General features: G+C 72.6%; 13 protein-coding genes and 1 pseudogene. 6 read left to right on the top strand and 8 right to left on the bottom strand.

Annotated features, from left to right (window positions below; all coding sequences use genetic code 11):
• Positions 1–156: 156 nt before the first annotated feature.
• The 5 genes and pseudogenes from ACIPLC_RS31695 to ACIPLC_RS31675 form a co-directional block, all read right to left on the bottom strand.
• A complete protein-coding gene (locus ACIPLC_RS31695; protein ID WP_400476475.1) occupies positions 157–4,599 on the bottom strand; it encodes a beta strand repeat-containing protein in 4,443 nt (1,480 codons plus the stop codon).
• A gap of 518 nt (positions 4,600–5,117) precedes the next feature.
• A pseudogene (locus ACIPLC_RS31690) lies at positions 5,118–5,651 on the bottom strand (AAA family ATPase); the annotation flags it as partial.
• 13 nt (positions 5,652–5,664) lie between these two features.
• Positions 5,665–6,321: an AAA family ATPase gene (locus tag ACIPLC_RS31685; protein ID WP_400476474.1), complete on the bottom strand. Its 657-nt coding sequence runs from the start codon at positions 6,319–6,321 to the stop codon at positions 5,665–5,667.
• A 226-nt stretch (positions 6,322–6,547) separates the two neighbouring features.
• Complete coding sequence (locus tag ACIPLC_RS31680) at positions 6,548–7,072, bottom strand: DUF6328 family protein (RefSeq protein ID WP_400476473.1); 525 nt, start codon at positions 7,070–7,072, stop codon at positions 6,548–6,550.
• Complete coding sequence (locus ACIPLC_RS31675; RefSeq protein ID WP_400476472.1) at positions 7,069–7,653, bottom strand: MarR family winged helix-turn-helix transcriptional regulator; 585 nt, start codon at positions 7,651–7,653, stop codon at positions 7,069–7,071. The genes ACIPLC_RS31680 and ACIPLC_RS31675 overlap by 4 nt, the downstream gene beginning before the upstream one ends.
• Before the next feature lie 48 nt (positions 7,654–7,701).
• Here ACIPLC_RS31675 and ACIPLC_RS31670 point away from each other — a divergent pair, with 48 nt between their 5' ends.
• From ACIPLC_RS31670 to ACIPLC_RS31645, 6 genes are all read left to right on the top strand, one after another.
• A complete protein-coding gene (locus ACIPLC_RS31670; protein ID WP_400476471.1) occupies positions 7,702–8,619 on the top strand; it encodes an EamA family transporter in 918 nt (305 codons plus the stop codon).
• A gap of 282 nt (positions 8,620–8,901) precedes the next feature.
• Positions 8,902–9,798, top strand: coding sequence for a neutral zinc metallopeptidase (locus ACIPLC_RS31665; RefSeq protein ID WP_400476470.1), 897 nt, complete (start codon positions 8,902–8,904; stop codon positions 9,796–9,798).
• A gap of 146 nt (positions 9,799–9,944) precedes the next feature.
• Positions 9,945–10,319 (top strand): hypothetical protein, encoded by a 375-nt coding sequence (locus ACIPLC_RS31660; RefSeq protein ID WP_400476469.1) that lies wholly within the window; start codon positions 9,945–9,947, stop codon positions 10,317–10,319.
• Positions 10,320–10,631: 312 nt separating this feature from the next.
• Positions 10,632–11,726: a sugar ABC transporter substrate-binding protein gene (locus tag ACIPLC_RS31655; protein WP_400476468.1), complete on the top strand. Its 1,095-nt coding sequence runs from the start codon at positions 10,632–10,634 to the stop codon at positions 11,724–11,726.
• 57 nt (positions 11,727–11,783) lie between these two features.
• Entirely contained in the window at positions 11,784–12,569 is a 786-nt protein-coding gene (locus ACIPLC_RS31650) for an ATP-binding cassette domain-containing protein (RefSeq protein WP_400476467.1), read from the top strand.
• The gene (locus ACIPLC_RS31645; RefSeq protein ID WP_400476466.1) at positions 12,566–13,852 is read left to right on the top strand and encodes a sugar ABC transporter permease; all 1,287 of its coding nucleotides are present in this window, start codon (positions 12,566–12,568) and stop codon (positions 13,850–13,852) included. The genes ACIPLC_RS31650 and ACIPLC_RS31645 overlap by 4 nt, the downstream gene beginning before the upstream one ends.
• A 125-nt stretch (positions 13,853–13,977) precedes the next feature.
• Here the strand turns inward: ACIPLC_RS31645 and ACIPLC_RS31640 are convergent, their stop codons facing one another.
• Genes ACIPLC_RS31640 through ACIPLC_RS31630 form a run of 3 tightly spaced genes read right to left on the bottom strand, consistent with a single transcriptional unit; the run spans position 13,978 to position 15,641 of the window.
• Complete coding sequence (locus tag ACIPLC_RS31640; RefSeq protein ID WP_400476465.1) at positions 13,978–14,826, bottom strand: helix-turn-helix domain-containing protein; 849 nt, start codon at positions 14,824–14,826, stop codon at positions 13,978–13,980.
• A gap of 37 nt (positions 14,827–14,863) precedes the next feature.
• Entirely contained in the window at positions 14,864–15,325 is a 462-nt protein-coding gene (locus tag ACIPLC_RS31635; RefSeq protein ID WP_363623959.1) for a DUF6879 family protein, read from the bottom strand.
• Entirely contained in the window at positions 15,318–15,641 is a 324-nt protein-coding gene (locus ACIPLC_RS31630) for a hypothetical protein (protein ID WP_400476464.1), read from the bottom strand. Before ACIPLC_RS31630 ends, ACIPLC_RS31635 begins: the two co-directional genes overlap by 8 nt.
• Positions 15,642–15,743: the final 102 nt, after the last annotated feature.

The following is a 15,743-nucleotide window of genomic DNA, read 5'->3' as shown; positions in this document are numbered from 1 at the left end:
AGGTTCATCCGTTCGGCTGAGGGGCGTTCCGTCGTCCGCCCCTCACCTGCGAGACGGCGGACGACGGGCGGACGACGGACGGACGACGGACGGGCACAGAACGGCGGCGGTCCCCGGAGCCCATGCTCCGGGGACCGCCGCCGTCAGCCGCCGTTGCTAGCCGCGACGACGGGTGCGGCGCGTCACCAGCGCCAGCCCACCGCCGAGGAGCAGGAGACTCCCCGCCAGCCCGGCCAGGTGGGTGTTCGAGCCGGTGCTCGGCAGGTGGCCGTGCGGCGGCTTCGCGGTCACCGTCGCGCTGGACGGCGGGGAGGTCACCGGCGGACCGGACGGCGGAGTGCCCGTCGCCGTCGAGGTGTTGGTGATCTTCCCGCTGTTCAGGTCGGCCTGTGTGACGGTGTAGGTGGCGGTGCAGGTCACGGACGCACCCGGTGCGAGCGAGGCGGCGCCTGCCGGACAGGTCACCACGGGCGCCGTGCCGCTGCCGGAGAACGCCGTCTCGTTCACCGTCACGTCGGTCAGTGTGACGTTCCCGGTGTTGGTCACCAGGAAGCTGTAGTCGACGGTCTGACCCGCGGCCGTGACCGTGGTCGGGGAAGCCGACTTCACCACGGTGAGCGCCGGGGCCGGGGTGTTCGGGACGCTGGTCGAGGACGGCGGGGACGTCACGGGCGGGCCGGTGGGCGGAGTGCCCGTCGCTGTTGCCGTGTTGGCGACCTTGCCGCCGTTCAGGTCGGCCTGTGTGACGGTGTAGGTGGCGGTGCAGGTCACGGACGCGCCGGGGGCGAGCGAGGCGGCGCCGGCCGGGCAGGTCACCACGGGCGCCGTGCCGCTACCGGAGAACGCCGTCTCGTTCACGGTGACGTTGGTCAGGGTGACGTTGCCGGTGTTGGTCACCAGGAAGGAGTAGTGCAGCACCTGGCCGACGGCGGTCAGTTCCGTCGCATCCACCGACTTGACGATGGTGAGCGCCGGGTTGGACGTCGCGGTGACGGTCGCGCTGGAGGGCGGTGAGGTTACGGGCGGGCCGGTGGGCGGTGTGCCGGTGGCCGTCGCGGTGTCTGTGATGCTGCCGGCGTTGAGATCAGCCTGTGTGACGGTGTAGCTGGCGGTGCAGGTCACGGACGCGCCGGGGGCGAGGGAGGCGGCGCCTGCCGGGCAGGTGATCACGGGCGGGGTGCCGGTGCCGGAGAACGCGGTCTCGTTCACCGTCACGTTGGTCAGGGTCACGTTCCCGGTGTTGGTCACCAGGAAGCTGTAGTCCACGACCTGCCCGACGGCCGAAACCGTGCTCGGCGAGGCGGACTTGACGATGGTGAGCGCCGGGGCCGGGGTGTTCGGGACGCTGGTCGAGGACGGCGGGGACGTCACCGGCGGGCCGGTGGGCGGGGTACCTGTCGCCGTCGCCGTGTTGGTGACCTTCCCACTGTCGACATCCGCCTGCGTGACGGTGTAGGTGGCGGTGCAGGTCACGGATGCGCCGGGGGCGAGGGAGGCGGCGCCTGCCGGGCAGGTGATCACGGGCGGGGTGCCGGTGCCGGAGAACGCGGTCTCGTTCACGGTGACGTTGGTGAGGGTCACGTTGCCGGTGTTGGTCACCAGGAAGGAGTAGTGCAGCACCTGGCCGGCACCGGTCAGTTCCGTCGCATCCACCGACTTCAGGATGGTGAGCGCCGGGTTGGACGTCGCGGTGACGGTTGCACTGGAGGGCGGTGAGGTCACCGGCGGGCCGGTGGGCGGTGTGCCGGTCGCCGTCGCGGTGTCCGTGATGCTGCCCGCGTTGATGTCGGCCTGCGTCACCGTGTAGGGGGCGGTGCAGGTCACGGACGCGCCGGGGGCGAGGGAGGCCGCGCCTGCCGGGCACGTCACCACCGGTGGGGTGCCGGTGCCGGAGAACGCGGTCTCGTTCACGGTGACGTTGGTGAGGGTGACGTTGCCGGTGTTGGTCACGAGGAAGCTGTAGTTCACGACCTGCCCGACGGTCGAAACCGTGGTCGGGGAGGCGGTCTTCATGATCGTGATCGCCGGAGCCGGTGTCGCGGTGACGGTTGCGCTGGAGGGCGGTGAGGTCACCGGCGGGCCGGTGGGCGGAGTGCCCGTCGCCGTCGCTGTGTTGGTGATCGAGCCCGCGTTGATGTCGGCCTGCGTCACTGTGTAGGGGGCGGTGCAGGTCACCGACGCGCCGGGGGCGAGGGAGGCGGCGCCTGCCGGGCAGGTGATCACGGGCGGGGTGCCGGTGCCGGAGAACGCGGTCTCGTTCACCGTGACGTCGGTCAGCGTGACGTTCCCGGTGTTGGTCACCAGGAAGCTGTAGTCCACGACCTGCCCGACGGCGGTGACTGTGGTGGGGGACGCGGTCTTCACGATCGTGAGCGAGGGCGTCGCGGGGACCGGGGTGTTGGTGAAGGTGCAGAGCACCATCGGGCTGTTCTTGCCCTCCACCGTGGGCGGGAACGGCAGGTTGAAGGTGGTCGCTCCGGTGCCCGAGGCGACCGGGGCGTTGCCGTTGGCGGTGTCGACGCAGTCGTAGGCGGTGGTGTAGTTGGCGAGGCTGCCGGAGGCGGCGGTCTCGGTCAGTGTGTAGGTGGTCCCCGATACGGCGATGACCGGGCCGGCGGGGGGTGCCTGGACGCCGGTGCTGGTGCCGGTCGTGGTGGCGGTGTTGCCCTGGGTGATGCCGCCGCCGGTGATCGCCAGGCCGAACTGGTCGTTCGAGGTGGTCGACTCGGCGAACCGGCCGACGATGTTCTTCTGCAGGGTCAGGGTCGGGTTGGTGGAGCAGGCGCCGAGGTCCACGGACAGGAACGCGTTGTTGGAGTACGGCGTGGGCCCGGCCGTGATCACGCCGGTGTTCGGGTTGAGCTGCTCCAGGTAGGTGGTGCTCCCCGAGGCGAACTCGATGTAGAGGTTTCCGGCGTTGTCGAAGGCCGCCCCGTTGAACGAGTTGCTGTTCGGGTTGGGCAGGGTGCTCAGCACCGTGTCGGTCAGCGGCACACCGGTGGCCGACCCCGTGGTGGGGATCGGCCCGGCCACCCGACCGATGGCGGCGTCGGTGCCGACGGAGGAGAGGACGTAGAGGTTGCCGGCCGCGTCGAAGGTGATGTCGCCGTTGGGGCCGGAGGCTCCGGTGACCGGCAGGTCGAACGTGGCGATCACGCCGGGGATCGCGGTGTTGGTGACGGTGTTGAAGCCGTAGAGGGTGGCCACGCCGGGCGTGGTCGCCGTACCGGGTTCGAAGCTGGCGTAGTAGTAGATGCCGTTGGCCGGGTTCACCGCGCCGGCGACGAAGGAGTCGGTGGTGGCGCCGGCGGATCCGGTGTAGGTGGTCCAGGCCCCGGTGGCCGCGTTGTAGCCGTACACGTTGACGGACCCGGCGACGGTCGGGGTCTGGTCGACCACGTAGGCGGCGGTGCCGCCGTCGGTGATGCCGAGGGCGTTGGTGAAGCCCGACCCGGCGGGGAGCGTGCTGACCGTCGTCGCGGTCACGCTGGATCCGCCGACGGTGCCGGCGGCCAGGGCGAGCAGGGTGCCGGTCGCGGCGGTGGAGGAGCCGCGCTGGATGGCGTAGATCGTGTTGCCCGTGCAGTCCAGGGGGTCGCCGGGTGCCCGGGGCAAGCGGCCGAGCGGGGCGGCGCTCGGCGCGGCGGCCGCGCTGCTCGGGGCGGCCGGTCCGGCCGCTGCGGATGGCGTGGTCTCGGGGGACGGGGCTCCTGGAGCGCTGCTCTGGCCGGTGGGTGTCGAGGCCGGTGAGGGGTCGGCCTTTGCCGTCGTGGCGCCGGCGCCGGGATCCTTCCACTCCAGCACGACGAGGCCGTTGCCGCCGTCGCCGCTGTGGCCGCCGCCCTTCGCCGCGTCGGCGCCGGTGTTGGCGCCGGTGTCGGCGCCGTTGACGTCCGTGATGGGCGGCGCGAAGCCGCCGAAGGCCGCCCCGGTGACGTACTGGCGCTCGGTCACGTGAGGGGCAAGGCCTTGCGACCCGTCTTCAGGACCGGCCCCGGCAGCACCGGCCCCGGCAACACCGGCGCCGCTCGGGGTCGCGGTCTCAGTCGCGCTCGTGGCCGTGCCGCCGTCGGCTGCCAGCAGGGTGTCCGCTGGGGTGTGGGACTGGCCCGACCGGATGGTGGAGGCGCCGCCGTTGCGGGCCGCCGGGGAGTCTGCGGCGTCGTCGGGGTGCGAGCGCCCGCCCTGGCCCGGTACCACCGTCAGTCGCTGTCCGGCCGTCACTTCCAGCAGCGCGGTCGCGTAGGCGCCGGCGGCGCCCGGCCGGTTCGCGTGCTCGCGGCCGGCCGCGGCGGTGTCGCCGTCGGCGGCCGCACCCGCACCCCAGGCCTTCGCCCTGATCGAGGAGACCCCGGTGGGGACGGTGAAGTCCTGGTCGCTTCCGGTGTAGGCGAAGGACAGGCAGTCGGTGTAGCCGGCATCCGCCGGGCACGCCTGAGCCGCGTGCGCGGCGGGGGCGGCCAGCAGCGGGACGAGCGGCACCGGCGCCAGCATCAGCACGGCCGCGAGCACTCCGGACCAGCCGCGCCGATTCGGGGCGGCTCTCCCTGGTGCCTCGAAGGCTCGGGCCAAGCCCCAGCGGCGTCTGACTTCGGGCATCGGGGACTCCCCAGGGTGTTCACGGGACGCGTGGATGGCGGCATAAATACGTCATAAGGTGACGAAACGACTATGCCGTATACACCATCCGGGCCGATTCGGCACGCTGGGGAAGTCATCCCGGCGGCCCACAGGGAGGGGCCGGCAATGGCGGACGGACCGTCAAGGTACGGCCGTCGGGGTGGCGGTCGACGCCACGGCGATCACGGAGGTCACGGCGCCTCGCCCGCAAGCGGCACCCGGCGCGGGGACCTCCCCCTCGCGCGCTGCCCGCAAACGGACGGCCGGGCGCGGCAGGCCCGCGGAGGCGCCGTCCGCGCGAAGCCCGTCGAACGCCTGCGGGAATCTGAACTCGACTGCCGCTGTGCGGAGTTGATTCGGCGAACCGCTGGACTCACTGGCGAACTGTCGACCGCGCCTTGGCGTCATGGTCGGGCAGACCGTGATCGGGCGCGTCGCGCCCGGCGGCGATGAACGAAGAGACCGTGTCGGACCAGGCCGAGCAGTTCGGACGTCCGTCAGTCGCCGGGTCCGGTGGCGAAGGCGGCGATGTCGGCCAGCGGCGGGCGGTAGCCGTGGGTGGTGTCCACGTGCAGGTGCGGCACCGGCAGGGACGGCGGGGTGAAGTCGTCCAGCAGGTTGCCCGGGCCGGGCGGGGCGGCGAGGAGTGCGTGGTCGGCGTGTGCGGCGCGGCGCGGGTCCGCCGCCAGGCGGGCCCGGATCCGTGCGCGGGCCACTGCCGGGTCCACCCGGCAGTGCACGATCCGCAGTTCGGCGTGTTCGGCCAGTTGGGTCAGGCCGGGGCGCCACAGCCGGTCCTGGTACGCGGCCTCCGCCACCACGCTCACCCCCGCGCGCACCAGTACCCCCAGGACGTCGAAGAACGCCGCGCGCACCACCTCGTTCGGGTTCGCGGACCGGGTGCCCGCGTGCACCAGGCCCTCCTTCAGCTCGTCCCGGCACACCGCCGGGCAGCCGAGGGCCCGCGCCAGTGCGTGCGCCAGCGTCGTCTTCCCGCTGCCCGGCCCGCCGCTCACCACGATCAGCACCGCTGAACCCCTTTCGTCAGGCCAGGGCGTGGCGGAGGCGGTCGGCGAGGGTGGGGTAGGGGCGGCAGTCCAGGACGGGCAGGCGGTGGGTGCGGGCCTGGGTGGCGAGCCAGTGGGAGTAGCGGGCGCTGACGGCGGCGCGGCGTTGCTGCGGGCCGCAGTCGGGTTCCCGGTCGGCGTAGTTGGCGCTGATGCCGGCCGCGTCGCCCTCGTGCAGGAACACGGCGCGCACGAGGCGGCCCTGCCCGGCGGCCTCGGCGGCGGCGCGGGCGGCGGCGGCCGGGGTGAGGTAGTCGCCTTCGACGATCGCGGGCACGTCGACGGTGAGGCGGTTGCGCACCACGCCGAGCAGGGCGTCGTCCAGGGCGCGGGCGGTGGCGATCTGACGTTCCAGGACGCGGTCGGCGGGCAGCGCGTCGGGGTCGTCGGGGTCGTCGAGGCCGTCGAAGTGGTGCAGGCCGGGGTGGCTCTCGGCGGTGGTGGCGGCGTGCAGGGCGGCGACGACGTCGTCGAACTCGACCACGAACGCGCCGCTGTGCCGGGCGAGTCGGGCGGCGGCGCGGCTCTTGCCGACGCCGGAGGCGCCGCCGATCAGCAGGACGTCCCAGGTGGGGGCGCTGCCGTTGCCGTCCCCGTTGCCGCTCCCGCTGCCGTTGTTGTCGTTGCTGTGCATCCGGGCACGGTACCCGCCGTGCGGGGTGGGGCGGTAAGCGGTTTCGGGGGCGGGCGGGCTCTGCGGGGTGAGGGAGATGTGGGACTTCCTCGCCTGGCCCCCGGCGCCCGACAGCCGGCCCCGGCCCGGTCCCGTCCGTCACCCGCGCCGCGCCCGCCCCCGGCGCGGCGCGGGTGACGGGAAGCGGGCGCACTGTCCCCGGTGGTGCCGGGCGCCGGGCGCCGGTTCAGTCGTCGTGCAGCGGGCGGCGCACCGCCCAGGGCAGGACGAACCACAGCCCGGCGAAGATCAGCGCGACGACGGAGGTGATGGCCAGGGCCGCGGCGGTCCCGAGCACGACGTCCAGGACCAGCAGCACGGCGCCGGTGAGCGCGCAGGCGAGCAGCATCAGGCCCAGCTGGGCGATGTGGGCGGAGACCTTGACGATCCGCGCCTTGCCGGGGTGGCGGAACAGCCCGCGGTGCAGCGCCACCGGGGTGGCGAACACGGCCGAGGAGATGACGGCCAGCAGCAAGGTGGTGACGTAGACGTCCTGCTGGCCGTCGGTCAGGGTGGCGAAGCGCGGGGTGAAGGCGACCCCGAGCAGGAACGCGAACACGATCTGCACGCCGGTCTGCAGCACCCGCAGCTCCTGCAGCAGTTCCACCAGCCGCCGGTCGGCCCGGGCCCCCGGGCTCTCCGGGCTGCCGGACGGCGACGGCTGGGGCGGCTGCGGCTGCTGGGGCTGGGACGGCGGCGGAGTGCTGGTCATGCGTCACATTCTGCTGGCCCGCCGCCCGGTGCGGTGCCGTCCAGGCGGTGCTGCCAGGCGGCGAGGAGGGTCTGCAGGGCGGCGGCCTCCTCGGGGGACAGGAGGGCGAGCAGGCGGTGCTCGTTGCGCATGTGGGCGGTGAACGCCTCGTCGATCAGCCGCAGGCCGGCGTCGGTGAGGGCGACGAGGCGCCCGCGCCGGTCGCCCTCGGCGAGGCGGCGGGTGACCAGTCCGGCGCGTTCGAGGCGGTCGATCCGCTTGGTCATCGCGCCGGTGGTGACCATGGTGTGGGCGGCGAGCTCCCCGGGGGCCCGCTCGTAGGGGGCGCCGGCCCGGCGCAGCGCGGCCAGGACGTCGAACTCGCCCTCGCCGAGGCCGTAGCGGGAGTAGACCAGGGCGAGTTCGCCGGTCAGGCGGGCGGCGAGGCGGTGCAGGCGGCCGATGACGGCCTGCGGGGAGACGTCGAGGTCGGGGCGTTCGCGCCGCCACTCGGCCTGGATCAGCGCCACGTGGTCGGCGTCCGCGCCCGGCCGGGAGGGCGTCTCGGGGTGCTGCTGACGGTGCTGCCGGTGGTCCTCCATGGGGCCATCCTACCGCCAGTACCTTCTAGGGAAGGTATATTGCCTTCCATGGAAGCCAATCTGCGGTGGGTGCTGCTGACCGCGGTCGCGCCGCTCGCCTGGGGCGCCAACTACTACGTCACCCACGCCTACCTGCCCGCCGACCGGCCCCTGTGGGGCGCGGCCCTGCGCGCCCTGCCCGCCGGACTGGTCCTGCTCGCCCTGTCCCGCCGCCGCCCGCACGGGCCCTGGTGGTGGCGCAGCGCCCTGCTCGGCCTGCTGAACACCGCGGTGTTCTTCGTCCTGCTCTACCTCGCCTCCCAACTGCTACCCACCAGCACCGCCGCCACCGTCATGGCCGCCTCCCCGCTGGCGATGCTGCTCACCGCCTGGGCACTGGCCGGGCAGCGCCCGCACCGCGCCCACCTGGCCGGCGCGGTGGTGGGCCTGGGCGGGGTGGCGCTGACGCTGCTGGGCGCGGGCGGCGCGGGCGGCGCGGTCAGCGGGACGGGGCTGGCGGCGTCGGCGGCGGCGATGCTGGTCTCCTCCGTCGGCTACGTGCTGGCCGCCCGCTGGCACGAGGGCGCGGACCCACTGGCCGCCACCTCCTGGCAGCTGACCGCCGGCGGCCTGATGCTGCTGCCCCTGGCCGCCGCCGTGGAGGGCGCGCCCCCGGCGATGGACGCCCGCACGCTCCCGGCCTTCGGCTACGTCGCCCTGGTGGCCACCGCCCTCGCCTTCGCCCTCTGGTTCGCGGGCCTGCGCCACCTGCCGGCCGGCACGGTCGGGCTGCTCGGTCTGCTCAACCCGCTCGCGGGCGTCCTGCTGGGCGCGGGCCTCGCGGGGGAGGGGCTCGGCACGCGCGGGCTGTGCGGGCTGGCCCTGGTCCTGGCCGGCGTCCTCCTCGGCCGCCCCCGCGGGCCTGCCCGCCCTGCCGAAGCCGAAGCCCAAGTCAAGGCCAAAGCCCACTCCAGTAGCGCAAATTGACAGATCGTCAGAACGAAAGGCGGGTGAGGCGGTGGTCCGGTACGGCGCGTGCGGCCTCGGGGGAGCGGTGCCCGATCGCCACGTCCACGGCCACGTCCGCAGTCGCCGCCTGGCCCCGCCCCCGTCCGGACCCCGCCCCCGTCCGGACCCCGCCCCCGTCCGGACCCCGCCGCCCCCGCCCCCGCTGCGCCGCGCCGGCGCCCGCTGCCCGTAGGCTGGGCGGGCCGTCACCGGCACAGACCGTCACCAGTGCTGACAAAAACGACAGAAGCGGGCAGGGGCATGCAGTTCGACGACCAGGGCGACCTCGACACCTCGCAGGTGGACGACCGGCGCGGGATCCCGGGCGGGAAGGTCACCATCGGCGGCGGGGTGGTGGGCCTGATCGTGGTGCTGCTCGCGGTCGTCCTGGGCGTGGACCCCCAGCTGCTGGGCCTGTCCTCCGGCGGCGGCTCCACCACTTCCAACGGCGCGCACACCGCCGGCGAGGTGCAGCAGGCCTGCAAGACCGGCGCGGACGCCAACCGGCGCCAGGACTGCCGGATCGTGGCGGTCACCAACAGCGTGCAGGAGTTCTGGCGCACCGAGCTGCCCAAGCGCACGGGCACCGCGTACCGCAACGCCGAGACGGTGCTGTTCACCGGTCAGGTCTCCACCGCCTGCGGCCCGGCGACCTCCGCCGTCGGCCCGTTCTACTGCCCCGGTGACCGGAAGGCCTACTTCGACCTCGGCTTCTTCAACGAGCTCTCGGCCCGCTTCGGCGCCAAGGGCGGGCCCTTCGCCGAGTCCTACGTCGTCGCCCACGAGTACGGCCACCACATCCAGAACCTCCTCGGCACCATGCAGAAGGTGGGCAGCGACCGCCAGGGCGCCAACAGCGCCTCCGTGAAGCTGGAACTCCAGGCCGACTGCTACGCCGGGGTGTGGGCGCACCACGCCACCACCACCCCGCAGCCCTCCACCGGGCGGCCGCTGATCGCCACCCTCACCGACCAGGACATCGCCCAGGGCCTGGACGCGGCCGCGGCCGTCGGCGACGACCGGATCCAGCAGCAAGCCACCGGCCGGGTCAACCCGGAGAGCTGGACCCACGGCTCCTCCGACCAGCGCAAGACCTGGTTCACCACCGGCTACCGCACCGGCGACCTCGCCCAGTGCGACACCTTCGGCAAGCTCTAGCCCGGTGAGCCGGCGAACCGGCTCCCGGAGTGCGGCGGCGCGCCCCTGTCAGATGTCAGGGACCGCCGCCGCGCCCGCGTTCCTAGGCTGCTGAGCACCGGCCGGACCCCACGTCAGGCCGCTCACCAGCCAAGGGAGAACCATCCATGCGCAGGATCACCCACGCCGTCGCCGCCCTCGCCCTCGCGACCGCGGCCCTGACCGCCCTGACCACCCTGGGCGCCGGCAGCGCCGGCGCCGCCGACGGCTCCTGGGCGGGCTGTCCGTACGGGGCGGTCTGCGTCTACCCGCAGAACCAGGACCCGGCCTCGGCCCCGAGCGAGGTGTACTGGAGCTACGGCGCGCACAACCTGAGCAACCAGTACGGCAACCACTGGGTCCTCAACAACCAGTCCGGCGGCGCCCACGCCCACCTGTGCCAGGGCTCGGGCGGCGGCAGCTGCGTCTACGACATCCCGGCGCAGAAGGGCGTCTGGTACGACCTGGGCCCGATCAACTCGATCACCCTCGACCGCCCCTGACGCGTCGTTCCTGGCGCACCGGTACCACCTCCGCACGGGGGCGCCCGCCGCACGGGGGGCGGCGGGCGCCCCGCCTTCCTGACACTCCGACAGGTTGATCGACTCTTGAACGGCGGGCCCCGCAACGGGCGCCGCCGTTCCGTCATTTGGAGCTTCCTCCAGGTTTCAACTCCCCGTCAGTGTTCATGAAGATAACGAGTAGAGGCGCATCGCCCGCAGTCTGAATTTACTTATTGACGTCATGTACGCGTTCAGGTTTAACTCCCCCCACCCCGCCGCAGAGCCGCGGCGACGTCAGGGAGAGGCACCCCCATGAACGCAGCACTGCGTCGCGTCCTCATCGCCACCACCGGCATCTCACTGGCCCTGTCCATGGCCGCCTGCGGCAAGGCGGGCGGCGACAAGAAGGACGCGGCCGCCTCCGGAGACGGCAAGTCCATCGGGCTGCTCCTACCCGAGAACGCCTCCTCCACCCGCTACGAATCCTTCGACCGCCCCTTCGTCGAGGCCAAGGTCGCCGCCCTGTGCGCGGACTGCAAGGTCCTGTACAACAACGCCGAGGGCAGCGCCGCCAAGCAGAAGCAGCAGTTCGACACCCTCCTCGCCCAGGGCGTGAAGGTGATCATCCTGGACCCCTACAACGCCAAGTCCACCCAGGGCTGGGTCCAGGAGGCCGCCGCCAAGGGCGTCAAGGTCGTCGCCTACGACCGCCTGGCCACCGGACCGGTCGCCGCCTACGCCTCCTTCGACAACGAGAAGGTCGGCGAACTCCAGGGCCAGGCCCTCGTCGACGCCCTCGGCCCGCAGGCCGCCGACGCCAACGTCGCCATGATCAACGGCGACGAGGCCGACCCCAACGCCGCCGACTTCAAGACCGGCGCCCACAAGATCCTCGACGCCAAGGTCAAGAAGATCGTCTACGAGCAGTCCGGCCAGTGGGACGCCACCGTCGCCGGCCAGAAGATCGGCGCCGCCGTCACCCAGCTCGGCAAGAACGGCTTCCAGGCCGTCTACTCCGCCAACGACGGCATGGCCGGCGCCATCATCACCCAGCTCCAGGGCGCCGGCATCAAGGTCCCCGTCGGCGGCCAGGACGCCGGCCTCGACGCGATCCAGCGCATCGTCAACGGCGACCAGGCCTTCACCATCTACAAGGCCTACCGCCCGCTCGCCGACTCCGCCGCCGAACTGGCCGTCGCCCTCCTCAAGGGCAAGGACGTCAAGGCCGTCGCCACCGCCACCGTCGACAGCGCCACCGACAAGGCCATCCCCGCCAAGTTCCTGGACGCCAAGGTCGTCACCAAGGCCAACATCGCCACCACGGTCGTCGCCGACGGCCTCTACAAGGTCTCCGACATCTGCACCGCCGACTACGCCGCCGCCTGCGCCGCCGCCGGCCTCAAGTAGCCCGGCCCCGCCCAGTTCGACCCGGGTCCAAGTCCACCACCGCAGAAGAAGGTTCACGTGACAGGCGCACCCGTCCTCCAGCTGCGCTCGGTCTCCAAGCGCTTCGGTGCCGTCCAGGCCCTCACCGACGTCGGCCTCGACGTCCACCCCGGCGAGGTCCTCGCCCTCGTCGGCGACAACGGCGCCGGCAAGTCCACCCTCGTCAAGACCATCGCCGGCGTCCACCCCGTCGACGAGGGCACCATCACCTGGCACGGCGAGCCCGTGCGCCTGACCCGCCCCCAGGACGCCCAGGCCCTCGGCATCGCCACCGTCTACCAGGACCTCGCCCTGTGCGACAACCTCGACGTCATCGCGAACCTGTTCCTCGGCCGCGAGAAACGCCGCCACGGACTCCTGGACGAGGTCGCCATGGAGCAGCACGCCCGCGAACTCCTCGACACCCTCGCCATCCGCATCCCCGACGTGCGCACCCCCGTCGCCGCGCTCTCCGGCGGCCAGCGCCAGGTCGTCGCCATCGCCCGCGCCCTGGTCGGCGAGCCCGCCCTCGTCATCCTCGACGAGCCCACCGCCGCCCTCGGCGTCGAACAGACCGCCCAGGTCCTCGACCTCGTCGAGCGGCTGCGCGAACGCGGCCTGGCCGTCGTCCTCGTCAGCCACAACATGGCCGACGTGCGGGCCGTCGCCGACACCGTCGCCGTGCTGCGCCTGGGCCGCAACAACGGCGTCTTCCCCGTCGCGGGCACCACCCAGGAGCAGATCGTCTCCGCCATCACCGGAGCCACCGACAACGCCCACGCCCGGCGCCAGGCCCGCCACGCCGAGGAGGAGGACGCCGCATGAGCACCCCCAGCACCACCCCCAGCACCCCCGCGGCCCCCGGCGCCGACACCCCCGCGGCCCCCGGCGCCGACCCCCGCCTGCACACCCGGGCCGCCGGCCCCGCCGGCTACCTGGACGCCGCCCGCCGCCGCCTGGCCGGCGGCGAACTCGGCTCCCTGCCCGTCGTCGTCGGCCTCATTCTGATCGCCGTCATCTTCCAGTCCGTCACCGGCCACTTCCTCCAGGCCGACAACCTCACCAACATCACCCGCTTCATCGCCGGCCCCGGCCTCATCGCGGTGGGTGTCGTCTTCGTCCTCATCCTCGGCGAGATCGACCTCTCCCTCGGCTCCGTCGCCGGCGCCAGCGCCGCCCTCGCCGCCGTCCTCGCCGTGCGCCAGGGCGTCGCCGAATGGCTCGCCGTGCTCGCCGCCCTCGCCGCGGCCACCGCCATGGGCCTGCTGCACGGCCTCTTCTTCGCCCGCGTCGGCGTCCCCGCCTTCGTCGTCACCCTCGCCGGCATGCTCACCTGGAGCGGCCTGCAGGAGTACGTCCTCGGCGACCTCGGCACCGTCAACAACCGCCACGGCGGCCTCGTCTCCACCCTCGACACCACCTTCCTCGGCGACGGCGACATCGCCTACGCCTGGGCCCTGGCGGTCCTCGCCCCCGCCCTCTACCTGCTCGCCCACCTGCGCACCGCCCGCCGGCGCACCGCCGCCGGCCTCACCGCCCGCCCCACCGCCGACACCGTGGTGCGCACCGGCGCCCTGGCCGTGCTCACCCTCGCCACCGCCTACGCCCTCAACCAGGACCGCGGCCTGCCGCTGCCCCTGGTCGTGCTGGTGGGCGTCGTCGTCCTCACCGACTTTGTCCTGCGCCGCACCTCCTACGGGCGCCAGATCTTCGCGGTCGGCGGCGGCGTGGAGGCCGCCCGGCGCGCCGGCGTCAACGTGGCCCGGGTGCGGATCTCCGTCTTCATGCTGTCCGCGTTCCTGGCCGGCCTGGGCGGGCTGTTCTACGCCTCCCAGCAGGGCTCCGCCGACAAGCAACTGGGCGGCGGCAACGTCCTGATGAGCGCGATCGCCGCCGCCGTCATCGGCGGCACCAGCCTCTTCGGCGGCCGCGGCAAGACCTGGTCCGCGCTGCTGGGCATCCTGGTGATCCAGTCCATCACCACCGGCCTGGACATGGTCCACGCCGCCCAGGCCATCCAGTACATGATCACCGGCGCCGTCCTGCTCGCCGCCGTCGTCCTGGACTCCCTCTCCCGCCGCACCCGCACCGCCAGCGGCCGCACCTAGCCAAGCCGAAAGACCCGGGCCCCGTTTCCTGGCCCGGGCCCCGCCGCATCGCGGGGCCCGGGCCAGGAAACGCGCGGCCGCCCCGCCCGAGGAGCCCGGCGCCGGCGAGGCCCCCGCGCACGGATTCACCCGAGGGCGGCTATTGCCGACGTGATGAGCGCACGTGCCCGGGCACCGTAGACCGCGAGGCGCTGCAACTCGCCGAACGCCCGGGTGTAGTCAGCGATCTCGCGGGGCTGGGTGACGTTGACCTCAGCTGTCAACGTCTCCACGACAGCATGCCGATCGTCGTACAGGTAGAACGCTTCGAGGGGCCACATGCCGCGCTGTGCGGTGGATGGGATGACCCCCAGCGACAGCGATGCCAGCGGCATCACCGCCAGCAGATGGCCTAGTTGACCGGCCATGGTCTCCGCGTCACCGATCCGGGAGCGGAGCACCCATTCCTCCATCAGCACAGCGAACCTGTGCCTGCCCTCGTTCAGGAGCCGTCCTCTCGCCACCCGTGCGGCAACGGCGTCGGCCACGTCATCAGGGGTCCCCTGGAACTCCGTGATGGAGCGCATCAGGGCGGTTGCGTACCCGGGCGTCTGGAGGAAGCCGGGAACGACATTGGAGACGTACGTCCGGCACAACTCCGCCCGCTCGTGGAGCGTGTAGAAGTCCTCCTGCACCTGGCGCATCCCTGCACGGTGCAGCCGACGCCACTCCATGTACATCGACTCGACCGCTCTCGACGTGGCGATCAGGTCGTCCGACTGGTCAGCCGCTGTGCAAGCAGTGCACCATGCCCGAATGTCGGAGTCAGACGGAGGGGTTCGCGCACTCTGGATGCGGGAGACCTTCGAAGGGTTCCACCCGCACCGGAACGCCAGCTGCCTACCCGTCAGGCCGGCAGCCTTGCGGAGATCGACAAGGCGGTTGGCAAGGGCAAGACGCGCCGCTTGCGCGCTTGATGACGGAGACGTCGGCATAGGTCTGGCGGTCCGGTGCTCGCAGGGTAAGGGCGGGTCAGACGCTGTACTCGTCGTGCGGGGTGCCACGCTCCCACACAGCCTCGAACGCGGAGGAGACGAGACGAACCGTCGCGGAGTCCTCGGAGAAGGCGAACCCGGGCTCGGCCCAGTCGCCGTACCCCGTGAAGAAGTGGAACAGCACCAGCTTGTCGTCGATCAGCCAGAAGTCGTTCCCCGGCAGCGCGATGTTCGACGTCTGACTCCTCGGCAGCCACCGAACCAGTTCTCCGGCCGCCAGGTTCATCGGGGTAACCGCGTGCTCCCACCGGATGTAGTCGGTCACCGGCTCGGACACGATCCGGGCCCGCCGCATGACCACGCCACGACCGACCGTCTCGCGGACGAGTCCTAGCCACTCGGGCCACCACGAAGCTTCGGGGTCCAGCTCGATCTCGCCGGTGCGGGCGAAGCGGTCGATCTCCTCCGCCTCGTCGCCCACGGCGTAGGCGTCACGCATCTCCAGATGAACTGCGGTCCTCTGAGTGCTCCTCAGCAGCGTGGCGAAGTCGGGCACGTTCGACACGTTCGACAGCCTCCTTCAGGATCGGCGCCATGCGGGCCGGGATACGGATCACGGACTCATGAGCGGGAATCCCGAGCGTGTGGCCGGGAACCCACTCGGTCCCTGCGATCTTCTCGCAGAGGGCGTCATCGGCCGTCCAACTCTGCACGACGATCTCCTCCGCCTCGTCCTCGACCCACACGGTAGGCGAGCCTCCGCCGCCCGTGCTGGGGTCGATGCCCACAAAACCTAGTGCCATGACGATCTCCAACGTCTGTGGAGTTGCAGGGACGTGCACCACCGTCAGCCCTGCGAGTCAGAAGCACAACCCCGCATGCACGAAATTGCACGAACCCGGGCAGAGCCACACCTC

The sequence above is a fragment of the Kitasatospora sp. NPDC086801 genome, from assembly GCF_044745805.1.
In the GTDB taxonomy this organism is placed as follows: Bacteria; Actinomycetota; Actinomycetes; order Streptomycetales; family Streptomycetaceae; genus Kitasatospora.
This window is presented reverse-complemented; position numbering and strand designations above follow the sequence as displayed.

Coding starts and splice junctions, on each gene's coding strand:
- ACIPLC_RS31665 (WP_400476470.1), top strand. CDS start 8,902: ATGCAGTTCGACGACCAGGGCGACCTCGACACCTCGCAGGTGGACGAC.
- ACIPLC_RS31675 (WP_400476472.1), bottom strand. CDS start 7,653: ATGGAGGACCACCGGCAGCACCGTCAGCAGCACCCCGAGACGCCCTCC.
- ACIPLC_RS31635 (WP_363623959.1), bottom strand. CDS start 15,325: ATGCGTGACGCCTACGCCGTGGGCGACGAGGCGGAGGAGATCGACCGC.
- ACIPLC_RS31685 (WP_400476474.1), bottom strand. CDS start 6,321: ATGCACAGCAACGACAACAACGGCAGCGGGAGCGGCAACGGGGACGGC.
- ACIPLC_RS31640 (WP_400476465.1), bottom strand. CDS start 14,826: ATGCCGACGTCTCCGTCATCAAGCGCGCAAGCGGCGCGTCTTGCCCTT.
- ACIPLC_RS31655 (WP_400476468.1), top strand. CDS start 10,632: ATGAACGCAGCACTGCGTCGCGTCCTCATCGCCACCACCGGCATCTCA.
- ACIPLC_RS31670 (WP_400476471.1), top strand. CDS start 7,702: ATGGAAGCCAATCTGCGGTGGGTGCTGCTGACCGCGGTCGCGCCGCTC.
- ACIPLC_RS31645 (WP_400476466.1), top strand. CDS start 12,566: ATGAGCACCCCCAGCACCACCCCCAGCACCCCCGCGGCCCCCGGCGCC.
- ACIPLC_RS31660 (WP_400476469.1), top strand. CDS start 9,945: ATGCGCAGGATCACCCACGCCGTCGCCGCCCTCGCCCTCGCGACCGCG.
- ACIPLC_RS31680 (WP_400476473.1), bottom strand. CDS start 7,072: ATGACCAGCACTCCGCCGCCGTCCCAGCCCCAGCAGCCGCAGCCGCCC.
- ACIPLC_RS31695 (WP_400476475.1), bottom strand. CDS start 4,599: ATGCCCGAAGTCAGACGCCGCTGGGGCTTGGCCCGAGCCTTCGAGGCA.